Genomic DNA, 13,626 nt, shown 5'->3' on the forward strand with positions numbered 1-13,626 from the left:
GGCCGGTTCCGCCATCGCGCGGCCGGAGCAGCGCTCGGTGTCCAGCACCGGACCCGCTCCCCTGGGCGTAGGTGGTCGCGGCGACCGCAGGCCGCGCCCCGGCGGCCGTCTGAGGCCGGGCCGCGGCGTCGTCACTACGGTGGTCGCCATGGTCTCTGCCTGGCTCCTGGTCACCTTGACGGCGTCGTCCGCCGTGGCGCTCGGCTACGGCGCCGTCCGGCTCTCCCGCGGCCCGAAGGCGGGCCGGCGGTGACCGCCCCCACCGAGCTGCCGGTGCCCGACACCGCCGACGTCCGCAGCGGGCCGGAGGTGTCGGAGGAGATCCTCTCCGTGCTCCCCCTCCTCGGGGAGTGGCACGGCGAGGGCCAGGCGGCCGGGACCGGCGGCGACCACCGGTTCGGTCAGTGGGTCCGCTTCGCCCACGACGGCCGGGGCTTCCTCGCCTACGAGTCCCGCACCTGGCGGCTGACCGACGACGGGAGGATCGTGGGCCCGGACGTCCGGGAGACCGGCTTCTGGCGGCCCCGCGGCGGCGACGAGGTCGAGCTGCTCGTGGCCAGCCCCGACGGGCTCGTGGAGATCTACGTCGGCACCGCGCGCACGACCACGAGCTGGGAGCTGACCAGCGACGTGCTGGCCCGGACGCCGGACGCCCCGGAGGTCACCCGCGCGGTGCGGCTCTACGGCATCGTCGAGGGCGCCCTCATGTACGCCATTGACCGCGCCGTGGGGGAGCAGCCGCCGCGCCCGGTGATGTCGGCCCGACTGGAGCGCATCCGGTGACCACCCCGCCCGCCACCCCGCGCGAGGTCGCCGACCGCTACGTCGACGCCGTCTGCGACCTGGACCCGATCGTCGCGACCTCCCTGGGTGCCCGCCCCGGGGACGACCGGCTCCCCGACGTGAGCCCGGCCGGCCTCGAGGCCGAGGCGGCCCTCGCCCGCGCCACCCTGACCGAGCTCGACCGGGTGCAGGCGGCCGACCCCGCGCTCGACGACGACCCGGTGGAGCGCCGCTGCGCCCGCCTCCTGCGGGAGCGGCTCGGCGCCGAGCTCGCCGTCCACGAGGCCGGTGAGGGGTTCCGGTCGCTCAACAACCTGTTCAGCCCGCTGCACTCGATCCGCCAGGTGTTCATGCTCATGCCGGCAGCGACGGAGGAGGACTGGTCCGTCCTCGCCCGCCGGCTGGCCCGCGTGCCGGAGGCCTACCGTGGCTACCGGGAGACGCTGGCCGAGGGGGCGCGCCGGGGGCTGCTCGTCGCCCCGCGGCAGGTGCGCACCGTGCTCGCCCAGCTCGACGAGTGGTCCAGCGGCCCGTTCTTCGCCTCGTTCGTCGCCACCGGCCCCGAGGCGCTGCGGGGCGAGCTCGCGTCGGCCGCGCGCGCCGCGGACGAGGCGGTCGTCGAGGTCCGCGACTTCCTGCGGGACGGGTACGCCCCTCGCACCGAGGGGACACCGGACGCCGTCGGGCGGGACCGCTACGCCGTGGCCGCCCGCCGCTGGACCGGATCGGACCTCGGTGCCGGCCGCGGGCTGGAGGAGGCCTACGCCTGGGGCTGGGCCGAGCACCGGCGGATCCTGGCCGAGCAGCGCGTCGAGGCCGACCGGGTGCACGAGGGCGCGACGCCGCTGGAGGCGATGCGCCGGCTGTCGCTCGAGGGCCCCGCGGTCGAGGGCGTGGCGGCGATCCGCGAGCGGCTGCAGCAGATGATGGACGAGGCGATCGCGGCGCTGGACGGCACGCACTTCGACCTCGCCGAGCCGGTGAAGCGGGTGGAGGCGATGATCGCCCCGCCGGGGAGCGCCGCCGCGCCGTACTACACCCGTCCCGCCCAGGACTTCTCCCGGCCGGGCCGGACCTGGCTGCCCACGCTGGGCCGCACCCGGTTCCCGCTCTGGGACCTCGTGTCGATCTGGTACCACGAGGGCGTCCCCGGCCACCACCTGCAGCTCGCGCAGTGGGTGCACGTGTCCGGGCAGCTGTCGACCTACCAGACGTCGCTCGGCTCGGTGGGTGCGAACGTCGAGGGGTGGGCGCTCTACGCCGAGCGGCTGATGGACGAGCTCGGGTACTTCGCCGACCCCGGCGAGCGGCTCGGGTTCCTCGACGCCCAGCAGCTGCGCTCGGTGCGCGTGGTCATCGACATCGGCATGCACCTGGGCCTGCCCGTCCCCGACGACGCCGACGGCGTGCTGGCCGAGCACCGCGGCCGGCCGTGGACCCCCGAGCTCGCCCGCGCGTTCCTGGGCGAGCACTCCGGTGCGGACGTCGCCTTCCTGGACAGCGAGCTGGTGCGCTACCTCGGCCTACCGGGGCAGGCGATCAGCTACAAGCTCGGCGAGCGGGCCTGGCGGGACGGTCGGGCCGCGGCGCAGCGCGCCCGGGGTGCCGGCTTCGACCTCAAGGCCTGGCACATGGCCGCCCTCTCGCAGGGGTCGCTGGGGCTGGACGACCTCGCGGGCGAGCTGGCGCTGCTCTAGTCGCGCCGCGGCAGGGGGTTGACCGGGTCCTCGGCGTGACCGACCCGGTCCTCCGCCGCGCTCGGCAGGGCCTCCAGCGCGGGTGCGGCCAGGAGCTCGGCGACGCAGGCGACGCTGCCCCCGACGTAGGTGCTCATCAGGTCGATGTCGGTGGCGACCACCCAGGAGCGGTCGGCCGGCCACCACAGGTTGGCGCTCTGCTCGGAGGGCTCGGGCGCCAGGTTGCGCGCCGCGTCGGCGGCCGCGCCCCGCACCAGCACCGCGTCGCGCTGCCGGGGCAGCGGCAGCGTGGGCGCCCCGCGCAGCTCGGCGGCGTCGAACCCGAAGCCGGCCCACCGGCCCAGCAGGCAGTCGTCGGGCCTGCCGGTGTGGCGGGCGAGCACGGCTGCCATGCGCGCGGCGACGCCGGTGGGCAGGTGCCCCTCGGCGGGCGCGCCGTCCCAGTCGGGGGGCTGGCTGTCCTCGGTCAGGTACTCCCAGCCGCCGGTCACCGCGGGCCACTGCATCAGCGGGTGGGCGACGGTGCCGTTGAGCGCGGCGACGTCGGCCCAGGCCACCTCGACGTCGTCGTCCCCCTCGTACCGGTAGGCGGGGTGCAGCACGCGGGCGTAGGCCGGGAAGAGCGGCGGCACGAGCGCGGCCACGGTGCCCCAGCGGGCGCGGGCGACGGCCTCGGCGACCCAGGTGCCGGTGGAGACGTCGGTCTCGACGGGCAGACCGCCGAGCTGCACGAGCGCCTCCTGGTAACGGACAACCCCCGGGCTGCTCCGCGGCGCTCCCAAAGGAGCTGCACGCGGGCCGACTGGACAAATGTCGGCGGCCCGGGGGTCGGGTGACTGTCCGGTTCTCGCTCGCCGCCGTGCGACGGACGGGCGATCCTGCCGTCGTTCGGATTCCGGTCCGAACGGGCGGCCCATCTGGACGGCGGCTAGCGGACAGCCACCTCACGAGTCCTGTAGCTCAGCAAGTTACGGACCACCTCCTCTCTCGTGTGCCACGACGGTACGACCGCGCGCGCGGGGGCGGCAACCGATTTCGTCTGCTGTGGGCGAACACGCTGGTGGGCGGACCCGGACCGGCGTGTCCCGGCCGGTGAGGTCAGTCGCCGGGCCCGAGCGTGCGCCCGGGCGGGCGGCTGCCCTGCCAGTCGGGGTCGTGCTCGGCCGCGTCGTCGACCGTCTCGTACCGGGGCCGCGGGCCGTCGTGGCCCCCGCTGTCCTCGGCGGCGTCCGTGGCGGTGCGCCCGGGAGGCGGGCTGCCCTCCCAGTCGGGGTCGTGCTCGGCCTCGTCGTCGACCGTCTCGTAGGCCGGGCGCGCGGCGTCGGCCCCGAGCTCGTCGGTGGCGGCGGAGGCGCCGGGCCCGGGCGGCGGGACGGCCCGGCCGTCCCCGACGTGCCGGGGGCGGTCGTCCACCGTGTCCCAGGCGTCGGGGATGCCGTCGCGGTCGACGTCGCTCATCTCGTGCAGGTACATCGCCTTGTAGCGGCGGTTGCGCACCCGGAGGATCACCGCGGCCAGCAGCGCCGCCAGCAGCGTGCCGAAGAGGATGCCGACCTTGGCGTGGTCGTAGGCCTCGCTCTCGGCCCCGTACGCCAGCTCGGTGATCAGCAGCGAGACGGTGAAGCCCATCCCGCCCAGCAGGGCGAGGCCCACGACGTCGGGCCAGCCGAGGTTCTCGTCCAGCTGCGCCCGGGTGAAGCGGGAGACCAGCCAGGTGGCGCCGGTGATGCCGATCGCCTTGCCGGCGACGAGCCCGAGCATGATCCCGATGGCGATGCTGTCGCCGAGCGACTCGCCCAGGCCGGAGAGCCCGCCGATGGCGACACCCGCGGAGAAGAAGGCGAAGACCGGCACGGCGACGCCCGCCGACAGCGGGCGGATCCGGTGCTCGAAGTGCTCGGCCATGCCCGGTCCGGCCTCCGGCCCGCCGGCGGCGTCGCTGCGCACGACCGGGACGGTGAAGGCCAGGAGGACGCCCGCGACGGTGGCATGCACCCCGGACTCGTGCACCAGCACCCAGGTGACGGCGGCGAGGGGCAGCAGCAGCCACCAGGACCGGATCCGCTTCTGCACCAGGAAGCCGAACAGCGCCAGCGGGATCAGCGACAGCAGCAGCGGCGTGGTGGCCAGCGAGGCCGTGTAGAAGATCGCGATGATCGTGATCGCCAGCAGGTCGTCGACGACGGCCAGCGTCAGCAGGAAGGTGCGGAGCGAGCTGGGCAGGTGGGTGCTGATGACCGCCAGGACGGCGAGCGCGAAGGCGATGTCGGTGGCCGAGGGGATGGCCCAGCCCGCGAGCGCCCCCTCGGGTCCGTTCAGGTTGAGCAGCACGAAGAACAGCGCGGGGACCACCATGCCGCCGACCGCGGCCGCGATGGGGAGCGCCGCCCGGCGGGGCTCGCGCAGGTCGCCGGCGACGAATTCCCGCTTCAGCTCCAGCCCGGCGACGAAGAAGAAGATCGCCAGCAGACCGTCGGCGGCCCAGGTGCCCAGCGTGAGGTCCAGGTGCAGCGACTCCGGCCCCACCCGGGTGTCACGGAGGGCCTCGTAGCTCTCCGCCCACGGGGAGTTCGCCCAGATCAGCGCGATCGCCGCGCCCACCAGCAGCAGCGCCCCGCCGACGGTCTCCTTGCGGAGCACCGAGGCGACGCGCTGCGCCTCGGTCCAGGAGCCGCGTCCGAAGAGGCGGGTGGGGGCGGGTGTCGTCACGGGGCGGCTCCGGAGGGCAGGTTCGGGTCGGGACGCGCCCTCGACGGACGCGCTGCCGACCAGACTTCCCGGCGCACCAGGATCTCACGCTACCCGGCGAGCAGTTCCCTGATCATCGAGGAGAGGCCGGCGTCCCCGCGCCGGACGCCGTCGATGGTGTGCACCGGGGCTGCGCCCCGCACGCCGGAGAGCAGCCACACGGCGTCGGCGGCGTGGAGGTCCTCGACCGTGCCGGGGGTGGTGGCGGTGGGCCGGCCGGCCGCGCGGGCGGCGGCGAACAGCCGCGCCTGGGTGGTGCCGGCGAGGATGCCGCTCTCCACCGGCGGGGTGTGCAGGGTGCCGGAGGCGGCCCAGACGACGGTCGAGGTCGGCCCCTCCAGCACCCGCCCCTCCAGGCTGGTGAGCACGACGTCGTCGGCGCCGAGGTCGTGGGCGTGCCGCTGGGCGGCCATGTTGACCGCGTAGGAGAGCGTCTTCGCGCCGCCGAGCAGCCAGGGCGCACCGGCGCGGAAGTCGGCGGGCAGCCCGAGCCCGAGCGTCACCACGGCGATGCCCTCCACCCGCTGCCGCACCGTCTCCGGGGGCACCGGGGCGAGGAGGGCCAGCGCCGTGGGAGGGGTGCCGTCGCCGAGCCCGCGCGTGAGCAGGAGGCGGCAGACGCCCTCCTCGTCGGCCGGCCAGCCCGCCACCACGGCCGTCACCAGCGCCCGCCAGGCGGCGTCGCCGGGCTGGGTGAGCCCCAGCAGGGCGGCGGAGCGGGTGAACCGCGCCAGGTGGGCCTCCAGGTGCGGGGTGCGCCCGCCGACGACGGCCACCGACTCGAAGACGCCGTCCCCGCGGCCCAGGCCGAGGTCGAAGGCGGTCACGACCGGCTGGTCGGCGGGGACCCGCTCCGCCGCGCCGTCCCGCCAGACCGCCACCCTGCGTCGATCGCTCACGGGGGCAAGCCTGCCGTACGACCGGCATAGGCTCTCGCCATGGGGACCGACGACGTCGCCGCGCCGCTGGCGGAGCAGCTGCGCGCGCGGGGGCTGCGGCTGACCCCGCAGCGCGCCCGGGTGCTGGCCGCGGTGGCGGCGCTGGCGCACGCCACGCCGGAGGCGATCGGGGCCCGGCTGCGCGAGGAGGCCGGGCCGGGCGGCAGCGCGCCCGACACCTCGACGGTCTACCGCACCCTGGAGCTGCTGGAGCGCCTCGGGCTGGTCTGGCACACCCACCTCGGCCGCGGGGCGCCGGTCTACCACGCCGCCGAACGCCCCCACCTGCACGTCGTCTGCTCCTCGTGCGGCGAGATCTCGTCCGCGGCGCCGGACCTGCTGGACGGGGCGGCGGAACGTCTGGCGGCCGAGCTGGGTTTCACCGTGGACGTCGGCCACGTCGCCCTGTCGGGCACGTGCCGCGCCTGCCGAGACCGCGCCGGAACGGAGTCGTCATGACCACCCCCTCACCCCTCCTCGCCCGCCCCGGGGCGGTGTCCGTCGAGCCGGGGCCCGAGGCCGCCCGGGTCGTCGCGGCGCACTACGGCGACCCCCTGCGGGAGCAGCGGCTGCTCGCCGAGGGCGTCGGCCTGGTCGACCGCAGCGACCGTGACGTGCTGGCGGTGCCCGGCGCCGACCGCCTCTCCTGGCTGCACAGCATCACCAGCCAGCACTTCGAGCGGCTGGGCGACGGCGTCGGGAGCGAGGCCCTGGTGCTGAGCCCCCACGGCCACGTCGAGCACCACCTGGTCGTCACCGAGCTGGGCGGCACCACGTGGGCCGACGTCGAGCCGGGGGCCGGCCCCGTGCTGCTGGCCTTCCTCGAGCGGATGCGCTTCATGCTCCGGGTGGAGCCGCGGCTGGTCACCGACGACCGGGCGCTGCTGACGCTGGTCGGCCCCGGCTCGGCCGCGGCCCTGGCGGCGGCCGGGCTGCCCGTGCCCGCCGCGCCGTACGTCGTGGAGCCCGCCGGCGACGGTTGGGTGCGCGGCATGCCGGCACTCGGCGACGGGTCGGCCGGGGCCTACGACCTGCTGGTGCCGCGCGCCGAGGTCGACGCGCTGGCCGACCGCCTCGGCGTCCCCCTCGCGGGCGCCTCCGCCTTCGAGGCGCTGCGCGTGGAGGCCCGGCGCCCCCGGTTCGGCGTCGACAACGACCACCGCACCATCCCCAACGAGCTGGAGTGGCTGCGCACCGCCGTCCACCTGGACAAGGGCTGCTACCGCGGCCAGGAGACGGTCGCCCGCGTGCACAACCTCGGCCGCCCGCCGCGCCGGCTCGTGCTGCTGCACCTCGACGGCGTCAGCGAGGACCTCCCGGCGCCCGGCGAGCCGGTGCTGGCGGGCGCCCGGACGGTCGGCCGGGTGGGCAGCGTCGTCCGGCACCACGAGCTGGGCGTCATCGCGCTGGCCCTGGTCAAGCAGTCGGTGGCCCAGGACGCCACCCTGGCCGTGGCGGGCTCGACGGCCGCGATCGACCCCGACGACGCCCCGCCGGCGCTCGACGACACCCAGGTGGCCGCGCGGAACCGGGTGCGGGCCGTCCGGTCTGGGACGATCGGCTGAGCGTGCCGCGGCCCCGCCTCGAGGTGGGCAGGCCGGGGTCGCTCACCTACGCTCCGGCCAGCGTCCGCCGCTGACCACCGCCGACGTCCGCGTGCCGGGCGTCCCGCACCTGGAGGCCACCCCCGTGAGTCCGAAGCCGTCCCCCGCCGGGGGTGCCGCCGTCGACGCGCTGCTGGACCCGGCGTTCCTGGAGGGCGCCGTGAGCCGGCCCATGGGCGACGTGCGGCGGCTGCGCCGCGAGGCCGAGCAGCAGGAGGTCAACCTCTCCTACACCCGCCGGCTGCTGCAGGGCCGCCTGGACATCGTCAAGCGCGAGCTGCAGCGGCGGGCCGAGCACGACGGGCGGTCGCTGGTCGACCTGCTGCCGGAGATCCTCTCGGAGAAGGGGCGTGGCCCCGCGCACGGCCTGGGCCGGCACCAGACGGTGCAGCCGGCGGACCCGCAGGAGTACGAGTCCTGGGTGAACTCGCTGACGCCGGGGGCCGACCTGTCGGCGATCACGGAGCTCTCGGACGCCAAGCTGGAGGCGGCCGCCCGCGCGCTCACCGACGCCGAGAAGGGGCTGTCGGAGCGCCGCCGCGGCGTGCAGCAGGTCATGGACGGCCTGGCGGCAGAGCTCGGGCGCCGGTACCGCGACGGCGAGGCCGACGTCGCCGCCCTGCTCGCCGACGAAGGCCGGCACTGAACGCGACCTGGCCCGACTCGCCCGTCCTGGTCGAGGTCTGGCGGTCGGGCTTCCTGGAGTCGGTGCACCGCGGGTCGCTGGTGGTGCTCGGTGCCGACGGCGAGGTGCTCTCCCGCGCGGGTGACGTCGCGCGGCCGGTGCTGCCCCGCTCGGCGAACAAGCCGGTGCAGGCGACCGCGCTGCTGGCGGCCGGCTGGTCCCCGCGGTCGGGCGAGGAGCTGGCGATCGGCGCGGGCTCGCACACCGGCGAGGACGGGCACCGCGACGTCGTCGCGGCGATGCTCGCCGCCGTGGGGCTCGGGCCCGACGACCTGGGCTGCCCGCCGGCCCTCCCGCAGCACGAGCCGACGAGGGCGGCCTGGTTGGTCGCCGGGCGGTCACCGGAGCGGCTCGCCATGAACTGCTCGGGCAAGCACGCGGCGATGCTCTCAGCCTGCGTCGCGGCCGGCTGGCCCACGGTGGGCTACCTGGCGCGGGAGCACCCGCTCCAGCAGGCGATCGAGGCACGGCTGGGCGAGGCGGCCGGCGAGCCCGTCGCGGACGTCGTCGTCGACGGGTGCGGAGCGCCGCAGCACGCCTTCTCCCTCACCGGCCTGGCCCGCGGCGTGCTCTCGCTCGTGCAGGCGCCCGAGGGCACGCTGTCCCGGTCGGTCGCCGACGCGGTGCGTGCGCACCCCTGGTTCGTCGCGGGCACCGGCCGCGAGGACACCGACCTCATGCGCGCCGTCCCCGGCCTGCTGGTGAAGGGCGGGGCCGACGGCGTGCACGTGGCGGCGCTGCCGGGCGCGGGCGCCGTGGCGCTCAAGCTCGACGACGGCGGCGACCGCGGCCGGACTCCGGCGCTCGCGGCGGGCCTGCGCCGGCTCGGCGTCCCGGGCGAGGTGCTTGCTCCGTGGGCGCGGACGCCCGTGACCGGCGGCGAGGGTGTCGTCGGCGAGGCCCGGGAGTCGGCGGCGCTCGGCGCCTGACCAGCGCAACCGCGGTGTGGCCGTCCTCACGCCCGGGTGCTAGCCGCTCCGCTTGCAAGAGCTAGCACCCGGGGCTACCCTCGTAGGCGTGCAGACCCCCGGTGAGTTCGTCCGCGAGCAGGTGACCACGGTCCGCTCCACGGTGGACCGGGTCGCCGGCAGCGTCGCCGACTCGGTCGCCGACGCCTCCCACGTCTCGGCGGTCGGCTCGTCGGTGGGCGACTTCATCCGCGAGCAGCGCAGCGCCGCGCGCGTCTCGCTGCGCGAGCTCGCCCGCACCGCCGGGGTCAGCAACCCCTACCTGTCCCAGGTGGAGCGGGGCCTCCGCAAGCCGTCGGCGGAGATCCTCGCGTCGATCGCCCGGGGCCTGAAGATCTCGGCCGAGACGCTCTACGAGCAGGCGGGGATCCTCGACCGGCGTTCCGGGAACCCGGACACCGTGGCGGCGATCCGTGCCGACGACGCGCTGTCCGAGCGGCACAAGGCCGTCCTGCTCGAGCTCTACGAGACCTACGTCCGCGAGCACCGGGCTTCCTCCCCGGCCGCCGGCTGAACCTCCCCCACCTCCCACTCCCAAGGAGTCCGGCATGACCCCCACCCAGACCGTGAAGCAGTACGGCGAGTTCGCCGTGGCCCAGGGCCGCACCCTCGCCGAGCAGGCCCGCACCCCGCTGCTCGCCTTCGTCGGCGCCGGTGACCTCGCCGTCGAGCGCGCCCGCACCGTCGTCGCGCAGTTCCGCAGCACCGCCGAGGCGCTGCCGGGCGAGGCCCAGGTCCAGGCCGACCTCGCCGTCAAGGAGGCCCGCACCCGGGCCGCCGAGGCCGCCGGCAACGCCCGCACCACGGCGCAGCAGCTCGCCGTGGCCGTGCGCCCGGAGACCCTGCGCAGCACCGTCGCCGGCCTGGTCGGGACCGCCCGCACCCAGGCGCTCACCACCGTCGAGACGCTCGCCGAGCGCGGCGCCGTCGTCGTCGAGGACCTGCGCCGCCAGCCCGGCGTCCGCCGGGTCGTCCGTCGCGCCGAGGAGACCGTCGACGCCGTCGAGGAGCGCCTCGAGGACGTCATCGAGGAGGGCGCCGAGGCCGTCGTCGAGGCCTCCAACGAGGTGACCTCGGTGGCGCAGAAGACGGCCGCCAAGGCCACCAAGGTCGCCGCCAAGGCCGAGGACAAGGTCGAGGACGCCGCCGAGGCCACCAAGGCCACCGCGGAGGAGGCCGTCGCCGCCCCCAAGCGGCCGGCCACCAAGAAGAACACCTTCGCCGCCCGCAAGTCGCCGGCCAAGGCCACCTCGGCCCGCGTGTCCCGCGCCCGCACGGCCAAGCCGGCCGACCCGACCGCCGTGCCCGCCAAGAAGAACTGACGCCACGGCACCCCGACCAGGGCCCCGGAGCTGCGACCAGCGCTCCGGGGCCCTGTCGCGTCCCGCCCCTGCTTCCGGGCGAGCCGTCGGCCGGCCGGCCCGGCGGAGCGGTCGGCGCGGGTAGGCTCGGGTCATGGGCGTGTTCGACGGGTGGCTGCTGCTGCTCCTCTACTGGGCCTCCCTGGCGCTGACCGCCTGGGCGTTCGTGGACGCCCTCATCCGGCCGGCCGCCGGGTACGTCGCCGCCGGCAAGCTGACCAAGCCCGGGTGGGCCGCGATCACCGGCCTCGCCCTGCTCGTCATCCTCTGGACGCAGACGCCGCTGTCGCTGCTGGGCCTCCCCGCCGTCATCGCGGCGATCGTCTACCTCGTCGACGTGCGCCCCGCGGTCGGCGGGATGCGCCGCGACAACACCTGGTAGCAGGCGGGCACTGCTCCGGCAGGGGTCAGGGCCGGTCGTCGGCCGGCATGAGGACCCAGAGCAGCAGGTAGGCGACGAACTGCGGGCCAGGGAGCACGCAGGAGACCACGAACGCCACGCGCAGGCCGCTGCGCGAGAGCCCGTAGCGCCGTGCGATCCCGGCGCAGACGCCGGCGACCATCTTGTGGCGGGTGTCCCGGCGCAACCGGTAGGGGGCAGGCGTCGTCATGGACGCAGCCTAGGGCCACCGGCGGGGTGCCCGTGCCGTGTTCAGCGGCCGAAGACGCCCTCCGGCGGTTCGGGCGACGGCTCGGCGTCGGCGTCGGCGACCGGCCGCGCGTTGCCGGTGAAGCGGTCGAGCTCTGCGCCGTCCACCACCCGCGAGGGCATCGGGTCCCGCGCGCACGCACGGCTGAGCTCCGCGAGCGGCAGCGGCGCGTCGGAGGCGACGGCGACCAGGTTGCCGAAGCGCCGGCCCCGCAGCGTGCCCGGCTCGGCGAGCAGGCAGACGTGGCGGAAGGCGGTGCGGAGCGTGGCGACCTGGCCCCGCGCGAAGCGCAGCGGCGGCCCGTCCGCGACGTTCGCGGCGTAGACGCCGCCGGGCCGGAGGGCCCGCGCGACCTCCGCCGCGAACTCGACGGTCGTCAGGTGGGCGGGCGTGCGTGCGCCGGCGAAGACGTCGGTGACGACGACGTCGGCGCTGCCCGGGTGCAGCGCGGTCAGCGCCTCCCGCGCGTCGGCCGCCCGCACCCGTACCCGGGCCGTGCGGGGCAGGGGCAGGTACGCGCGCACCAGGTCGGTGAGCGGCTGGTCGATCTCGGCGACCCGCTGGCGGGACCCGGGGCGGGTGGTGGCCACGTAGCGGGGGAGCGTCAGCGCCCCGCCACCGAGGTGCACGACGTCGAGGGGCGCACCCGGCTCGGCGGCGGTGTCCAGCACGTGCCCGATCCGGCGCACGTACTCGAACTCCAGGTGGGCCGGATCGGCCAGATCCACGTGCGACTGCGGGGTGTCGTTGAGCATCAGCACCCACGACCCGTCGCGGTCGGCGTCGGCCAGGAGCTCGGCGGTGCCTCCGTCGACGGGGACCGGCCCCGGCGGCGTCCTCACCGGAGCGCCATCCCCACCCGGCGCTCGGCCGTCCCCGCTGTCATCCGGGCCATGGTCGCACCGGAGGACTCCGGGTGCCTGGGTGGCTACCGTCCCGGGCGTGCGCCGGGTCCACCTCTCCCCGCGGGAGATCACCGCCTTCGGCAGCCGTGGCGTCTCCATGGTCCCGCCGGCCCGGGTGCTCGAACCGGTGGCCGGCTTCGCCGTCCACGTGGCTACCTACGCGGTCGGCGCGGTCCTGGGCCGGCACGAGACCCGCCTCTGGCAGCTGCTCGCGGTCGTCTCCGGGGACGGGTGGGCGGCCGGCGCCGACGGCATCCGGCTGGCGCTGGCCGCCGGCGACGCCGTCCTGTGGGAGCCCGGTGAGCGGCACGAGAGCGGATCGGACGGCGGGATGGTCGCCGTCGTCGTCGAGTGCCCGGTGGCGCCGGTGCCTCCCGAGGGCTGAGCCGCGGTCAGACGGGCGCGACCGCCGACCACCGCACGGTCACCTCGCCGTGCCGCCAGCGCCGGCTGGAGCCGACCAGCGGCCAGCCCTGAGCGCTCAGGCCCTCCACCGCGGCCGTCCAGCGCTGCCGCGGGCCGAAGGTGCCCATCCCCGCCGCGGCGGCCCAGGCGGCGTCGAAGGCGCGCAGGAACTCGTGCACGGGCTGGCCCGGCACGTTGTGGTGGATGAGCGCCTTGGGCAGCCGCTCGGCGAGGTCGGAGGGGGTCGCGATGTCGGAGACGCGCGCGGCGAGGGTGAGGGTGAGCGGGCCGTCGGCGTCCAGCGCCACCCAGGCCGAGCGGCGTCCCCACTCGTCGCAGGTCCCCTCCACGAGCAGCCCGCCGGGCGCCAGGGCGCCGCGCATCGTGTCCCAGGCCCGGGCGGCGGACTCCTCGTCGTACTGGCGCAGCACGTTGAAGGCGCGGACCAGCACAGGGCGCAGGCCGGCGAGCTCGAACCCACCGACCCGGAAGTCCACCCGCGGCGGGTCGCGGTCGGCGGCCACCGCCGCCACCCGGTCCGGGTCGATCTCCAGGCCCACGACCTCCAGGCCGTCCACCTCCGGGCCGAGGCGCTCGACCAGCTCCAGCGTGGTGACGGCGGAGGAGCCGTAACCCAGGTCGACGACGAGCGGGTGGGCGGCGTCGCGCAGCCGCGGCACCTGCGTGGCCACCAGCCAGCGGTCGACCCGGCGCAGCCGGTTGGCGTTCGTGGTGCCGCGCGTCGGCAGGCCCAGCGCACGTGCCCGCCCCGCGGCCAGCCGCGGCGCCCGGCGCTGCGCCCGCGGGGACAGCGAGGCCCGACGCTTGTGCTCGTTCCCCGGCTCGGTCACCGGCCAGGAGCGTAGCCCCGGCTACCGTCGA

General features: G+C 76.5%; 16 protein-coding genes. 10 read left to right on the top strand and 6 right to left on the bottom strand.

Translation table 11 applies throughout. The features are described from left to right. Positions 1 to 249 precede the first annotated feature (249 nt). Positions 250 to 783, top strand: coding sequence for an FABP family protein (locus ACI794_RS03250; RefSeq protein ID WP_456603430.1), 534 nt, complete (start codon positions 250 to 252; stop codon positions 781 to 783). Continuing rightward, complete coding sequence (locus ACI794_RS03255; protein WP_456603429.1) at positions 780 to 2,480, top strand: DUF885 domain-containing protein; 1,701 nt, start codon at positions 780 to 782, stop codon at positions 2,478 to 2,480. The genes ACI794_RS03250 and ACI794_RS03255 overlap by 4 nt, the downstream gene beginning before the upstream one ends. Here ACI794_RS03255 and ACI794_RS03260 read toward each other — a convergent pair. From ACI794_RS03260 to ACI794_RS03270, 3 genes are all read right to left on the bottom strand, one after another. After that, entirely contained in the window at positions 2,477 to 3,211 is a 735-nt protein-coding gene (locus ACI794_RS03260) for a hypothetical protein (RefSeq protein ID WP_456615661.1), read from the bottom strand. The genes ACI794_RS03255 and ACI794_RS03260 overlap by 4 nt on opposite strands. Before the next feature lie 367 nt (positions 3,212 to 3,578). Beyond that, positions 3,579 to 5,189: a Na+/H+ antiporter NhaA gene (nhaA, locus tag ACI794_RS03265; protein WP_456603427.1), complete on the bottom strand. Its 1,611-nt coding sequence runs from the start codon at positions 5,187 to 5,189 to the stop codon at positions 3,579 to 3,581. Between the two features lie 89 nt (positions 5,190 to 5,278). Then, the gene (locus tag ACI794_RS03270; RefSeq protein ID WP_456603426.1) at positions 5,279 to 6,127 is read right to left on the bottom strand and encodes an aminotransferase class IV; all 849 of its coding nucleotides are present in this window, start codon (positions 6,125 to 6,127) and stop codon (positions 5,279 to 5,281) included. 39 nt (positions 6,128 to 6,166) lie between these two features. Here ACI794_RS03270 and ACI794_RS03275 point away from each other — a divergent pair, with 39 nt between their 5' ends. From ACI794_RS03275 to ACI794_RS03305, 7 genes are all read left to right on the top strand, one after another. Then, positions 6,167 to 6,625, top strand: coding sequence for a Fur family transcriptional regulator (locus ACI794_RS03275; RefSeq protein WP_456603425.1), 459 nt, complete (start codon positions 6,167 to 6,169; stop codon positions 6,623 to 6,625). Next, a complete protein-coding gene (gene ygfZ / locus ACI794_RS03280; RefSeq protein ID WP_456603424.1) occupies positions 6,622 to 7,731 on the top strand; it encodes a CAF17-like 4Fe-4S cluster assembly/insertion protein YgfZ in 1,110 nt (369 codons plus the stop codon). The genes ACI794_RS03275 and ygfZ overlap by 4 nt, the downstream gene beginning before the upstream one ends. Positions 7,732 to 7,855: 124 nt before the next feature. After that, a complete protein-coding gene (locus ACI794_RS03285; protein ID WP_456603423.1) occupies positions 7,856 to 8,416 on the top strand; it encodes an RsiG family protein in 561 nt (186 codons plus the stop codon). 26 nt (positions 8,417 to 8,442) lie between these two features. Continuing rightward, positions 8,443 to 9,384, top strand: a complete 942-nt coding sequence (locus ACI794_RS03290; protein WP_456615731.1) for an asparaginase — start codon at positions 8,443 to 8,445, stop codon at positions 9,382 to 9,384. 88 nt (positions 9,385 to 9,472) lie between these two features. Next, entirely contained in the window at positions 9,473 to 9,937 is a 465-nt protein-coding gene (locus ACI794_RS03295; protein ID WP_456579777.1) for a helix-turn-helix domain-containing protein, read from the top strand. A 34-nt stretch (positions 9,938 to 9,971) separates the two neighbouring features. After that, positions 9,972 to 10,745, top strand: a complete 774-nt coding sequence (locus tag ACI794_RS03300; protein ID WP_456615662.1) for a hypothetical protein — start codon at positions 9,972 to 9,974, stop codon at positions 10,743 to 10,745. Positions 10,746 to 10,878: 133 nt separating this feature from the next. Beyond that, entirely contained in the window at positions 10,879 to 11,166 is a 288-nt protein-coding gene (locus ACI794_RS03305; RefSeq protein WP_456579775.1) for a DUF2516 family protein, read from the top strand. Positions 11,167 to 11,191: 25 nt separating this feature from the next. On the opposite strand, the gene ACI794_RS03310 is transcribed toward ACI794_RS03305, so the two are convergent. Both ACI794_RS03310 and ACI794_RS03315 read right to left on the bottom strand, forming a co-directional pair. Next, positions 11,192 to 11,395, bottom strand: coding sequence for a PspC domain-containing protein (locus ACI794_RS03310; RefSeq protein ID WP_456603421.1), 204 nt, complete (start codon positions 11,393 to 11,395; stop codon positions 11,192 to 11,194). 41 nt (positions 11,396 to 11,436) lie between these two features. Continuing rightward, positions 11,437 to 12,276 carry a spermidine synthase gene (locus ACI794_RS03315; RefSeq protein ID WP_456603420.1) on the bottom strand — a complete coding sequence of 280 codons (840 nt, stop codon included), beginning with the start codon at positions 12,274 to 12,276 and terminating at the stop codon, positions 11,437 to 11,439. 100 nt (positions 12,277 to 12,376) lie between these two features. Between ACI794_RS03315 and ACI794_RS03320 the strand changes: the two genes are divergently transcribed. Further along, positions 12,377 to 12,724 carry a hypothetical protein gene (locus ACI794_RS03320; protein WP_456615663.1) on the top strand — a complete coding sequence of 116 codons (348 nt, stop codon included), beginning with the start codon at positions 12,377 to 12,379 and terminating at the stop codon, positions 12,722 to 12,724. Between the two features lie 7 nt (positions 12,725 to 12,731). On the opposite strand, the gene ACI794_RS03325 is transcribed toward ACI794_RS03320, so the two are convergent. Further along, positions 12,732 to 13,595, bottom strand: a complete 864-nt coding sequence (locus ACI794_RS03325) for a class I SAM-dependent methyltransferase (RefSeq protein ID WP_456603418.1) — start codon at positions 13,593 to 13,595, stop codon at positions 12,732 to 12,734. Between the last annotated feature and the right edge of the window lie 31 nt (positions 13,596 to 13,626).

Source organism: Blastococcus sp. SYSU DS0541, from assembly GCF_054050875.1.

What these genes read in the sequence shown, in the direction of transcription:
- ACI794_RS03275 (WP_456603425.1), top strand. Translation starts at nt 6,167, where the DNA reads ATGGGGACCGACGACGTCGCCGCGCCGCTGGCGGAGCAGCTGCGCGCG.
- ACI794_RS03310 (WP_456603421.1), bottom strand. Translation starts at nt 11,395, where the DNA reads ATGACGACGCCTGCCCCCTACCGGTTGCGCCGGGACACCCGCCACAAG.
- ACI794_RS03300 (WP_456615662.1), top strand. Translation starts at nt 9,972, where the DNA reads ATGACCCCCACCCAGACCGTGAAGCAGTACGGCGAGTTCGCCGTGGCC.
- ACI794_RS03305 (WP_456579775.1), top strand. Translation starts at nt 10,879, where the DNA reads ATGGGCGTGTTCGACGGGTGGCTGCTGCTGCTCCTCTACTGGGCCTCC.
- ygfZ (WP_456603424.1), top strand. Translation starts at nt 6,622, where the DNA reads ATGACCACCCCCTCACCCCTCCTCGCCCGCCCCGGGGCGGTGTCCGTC.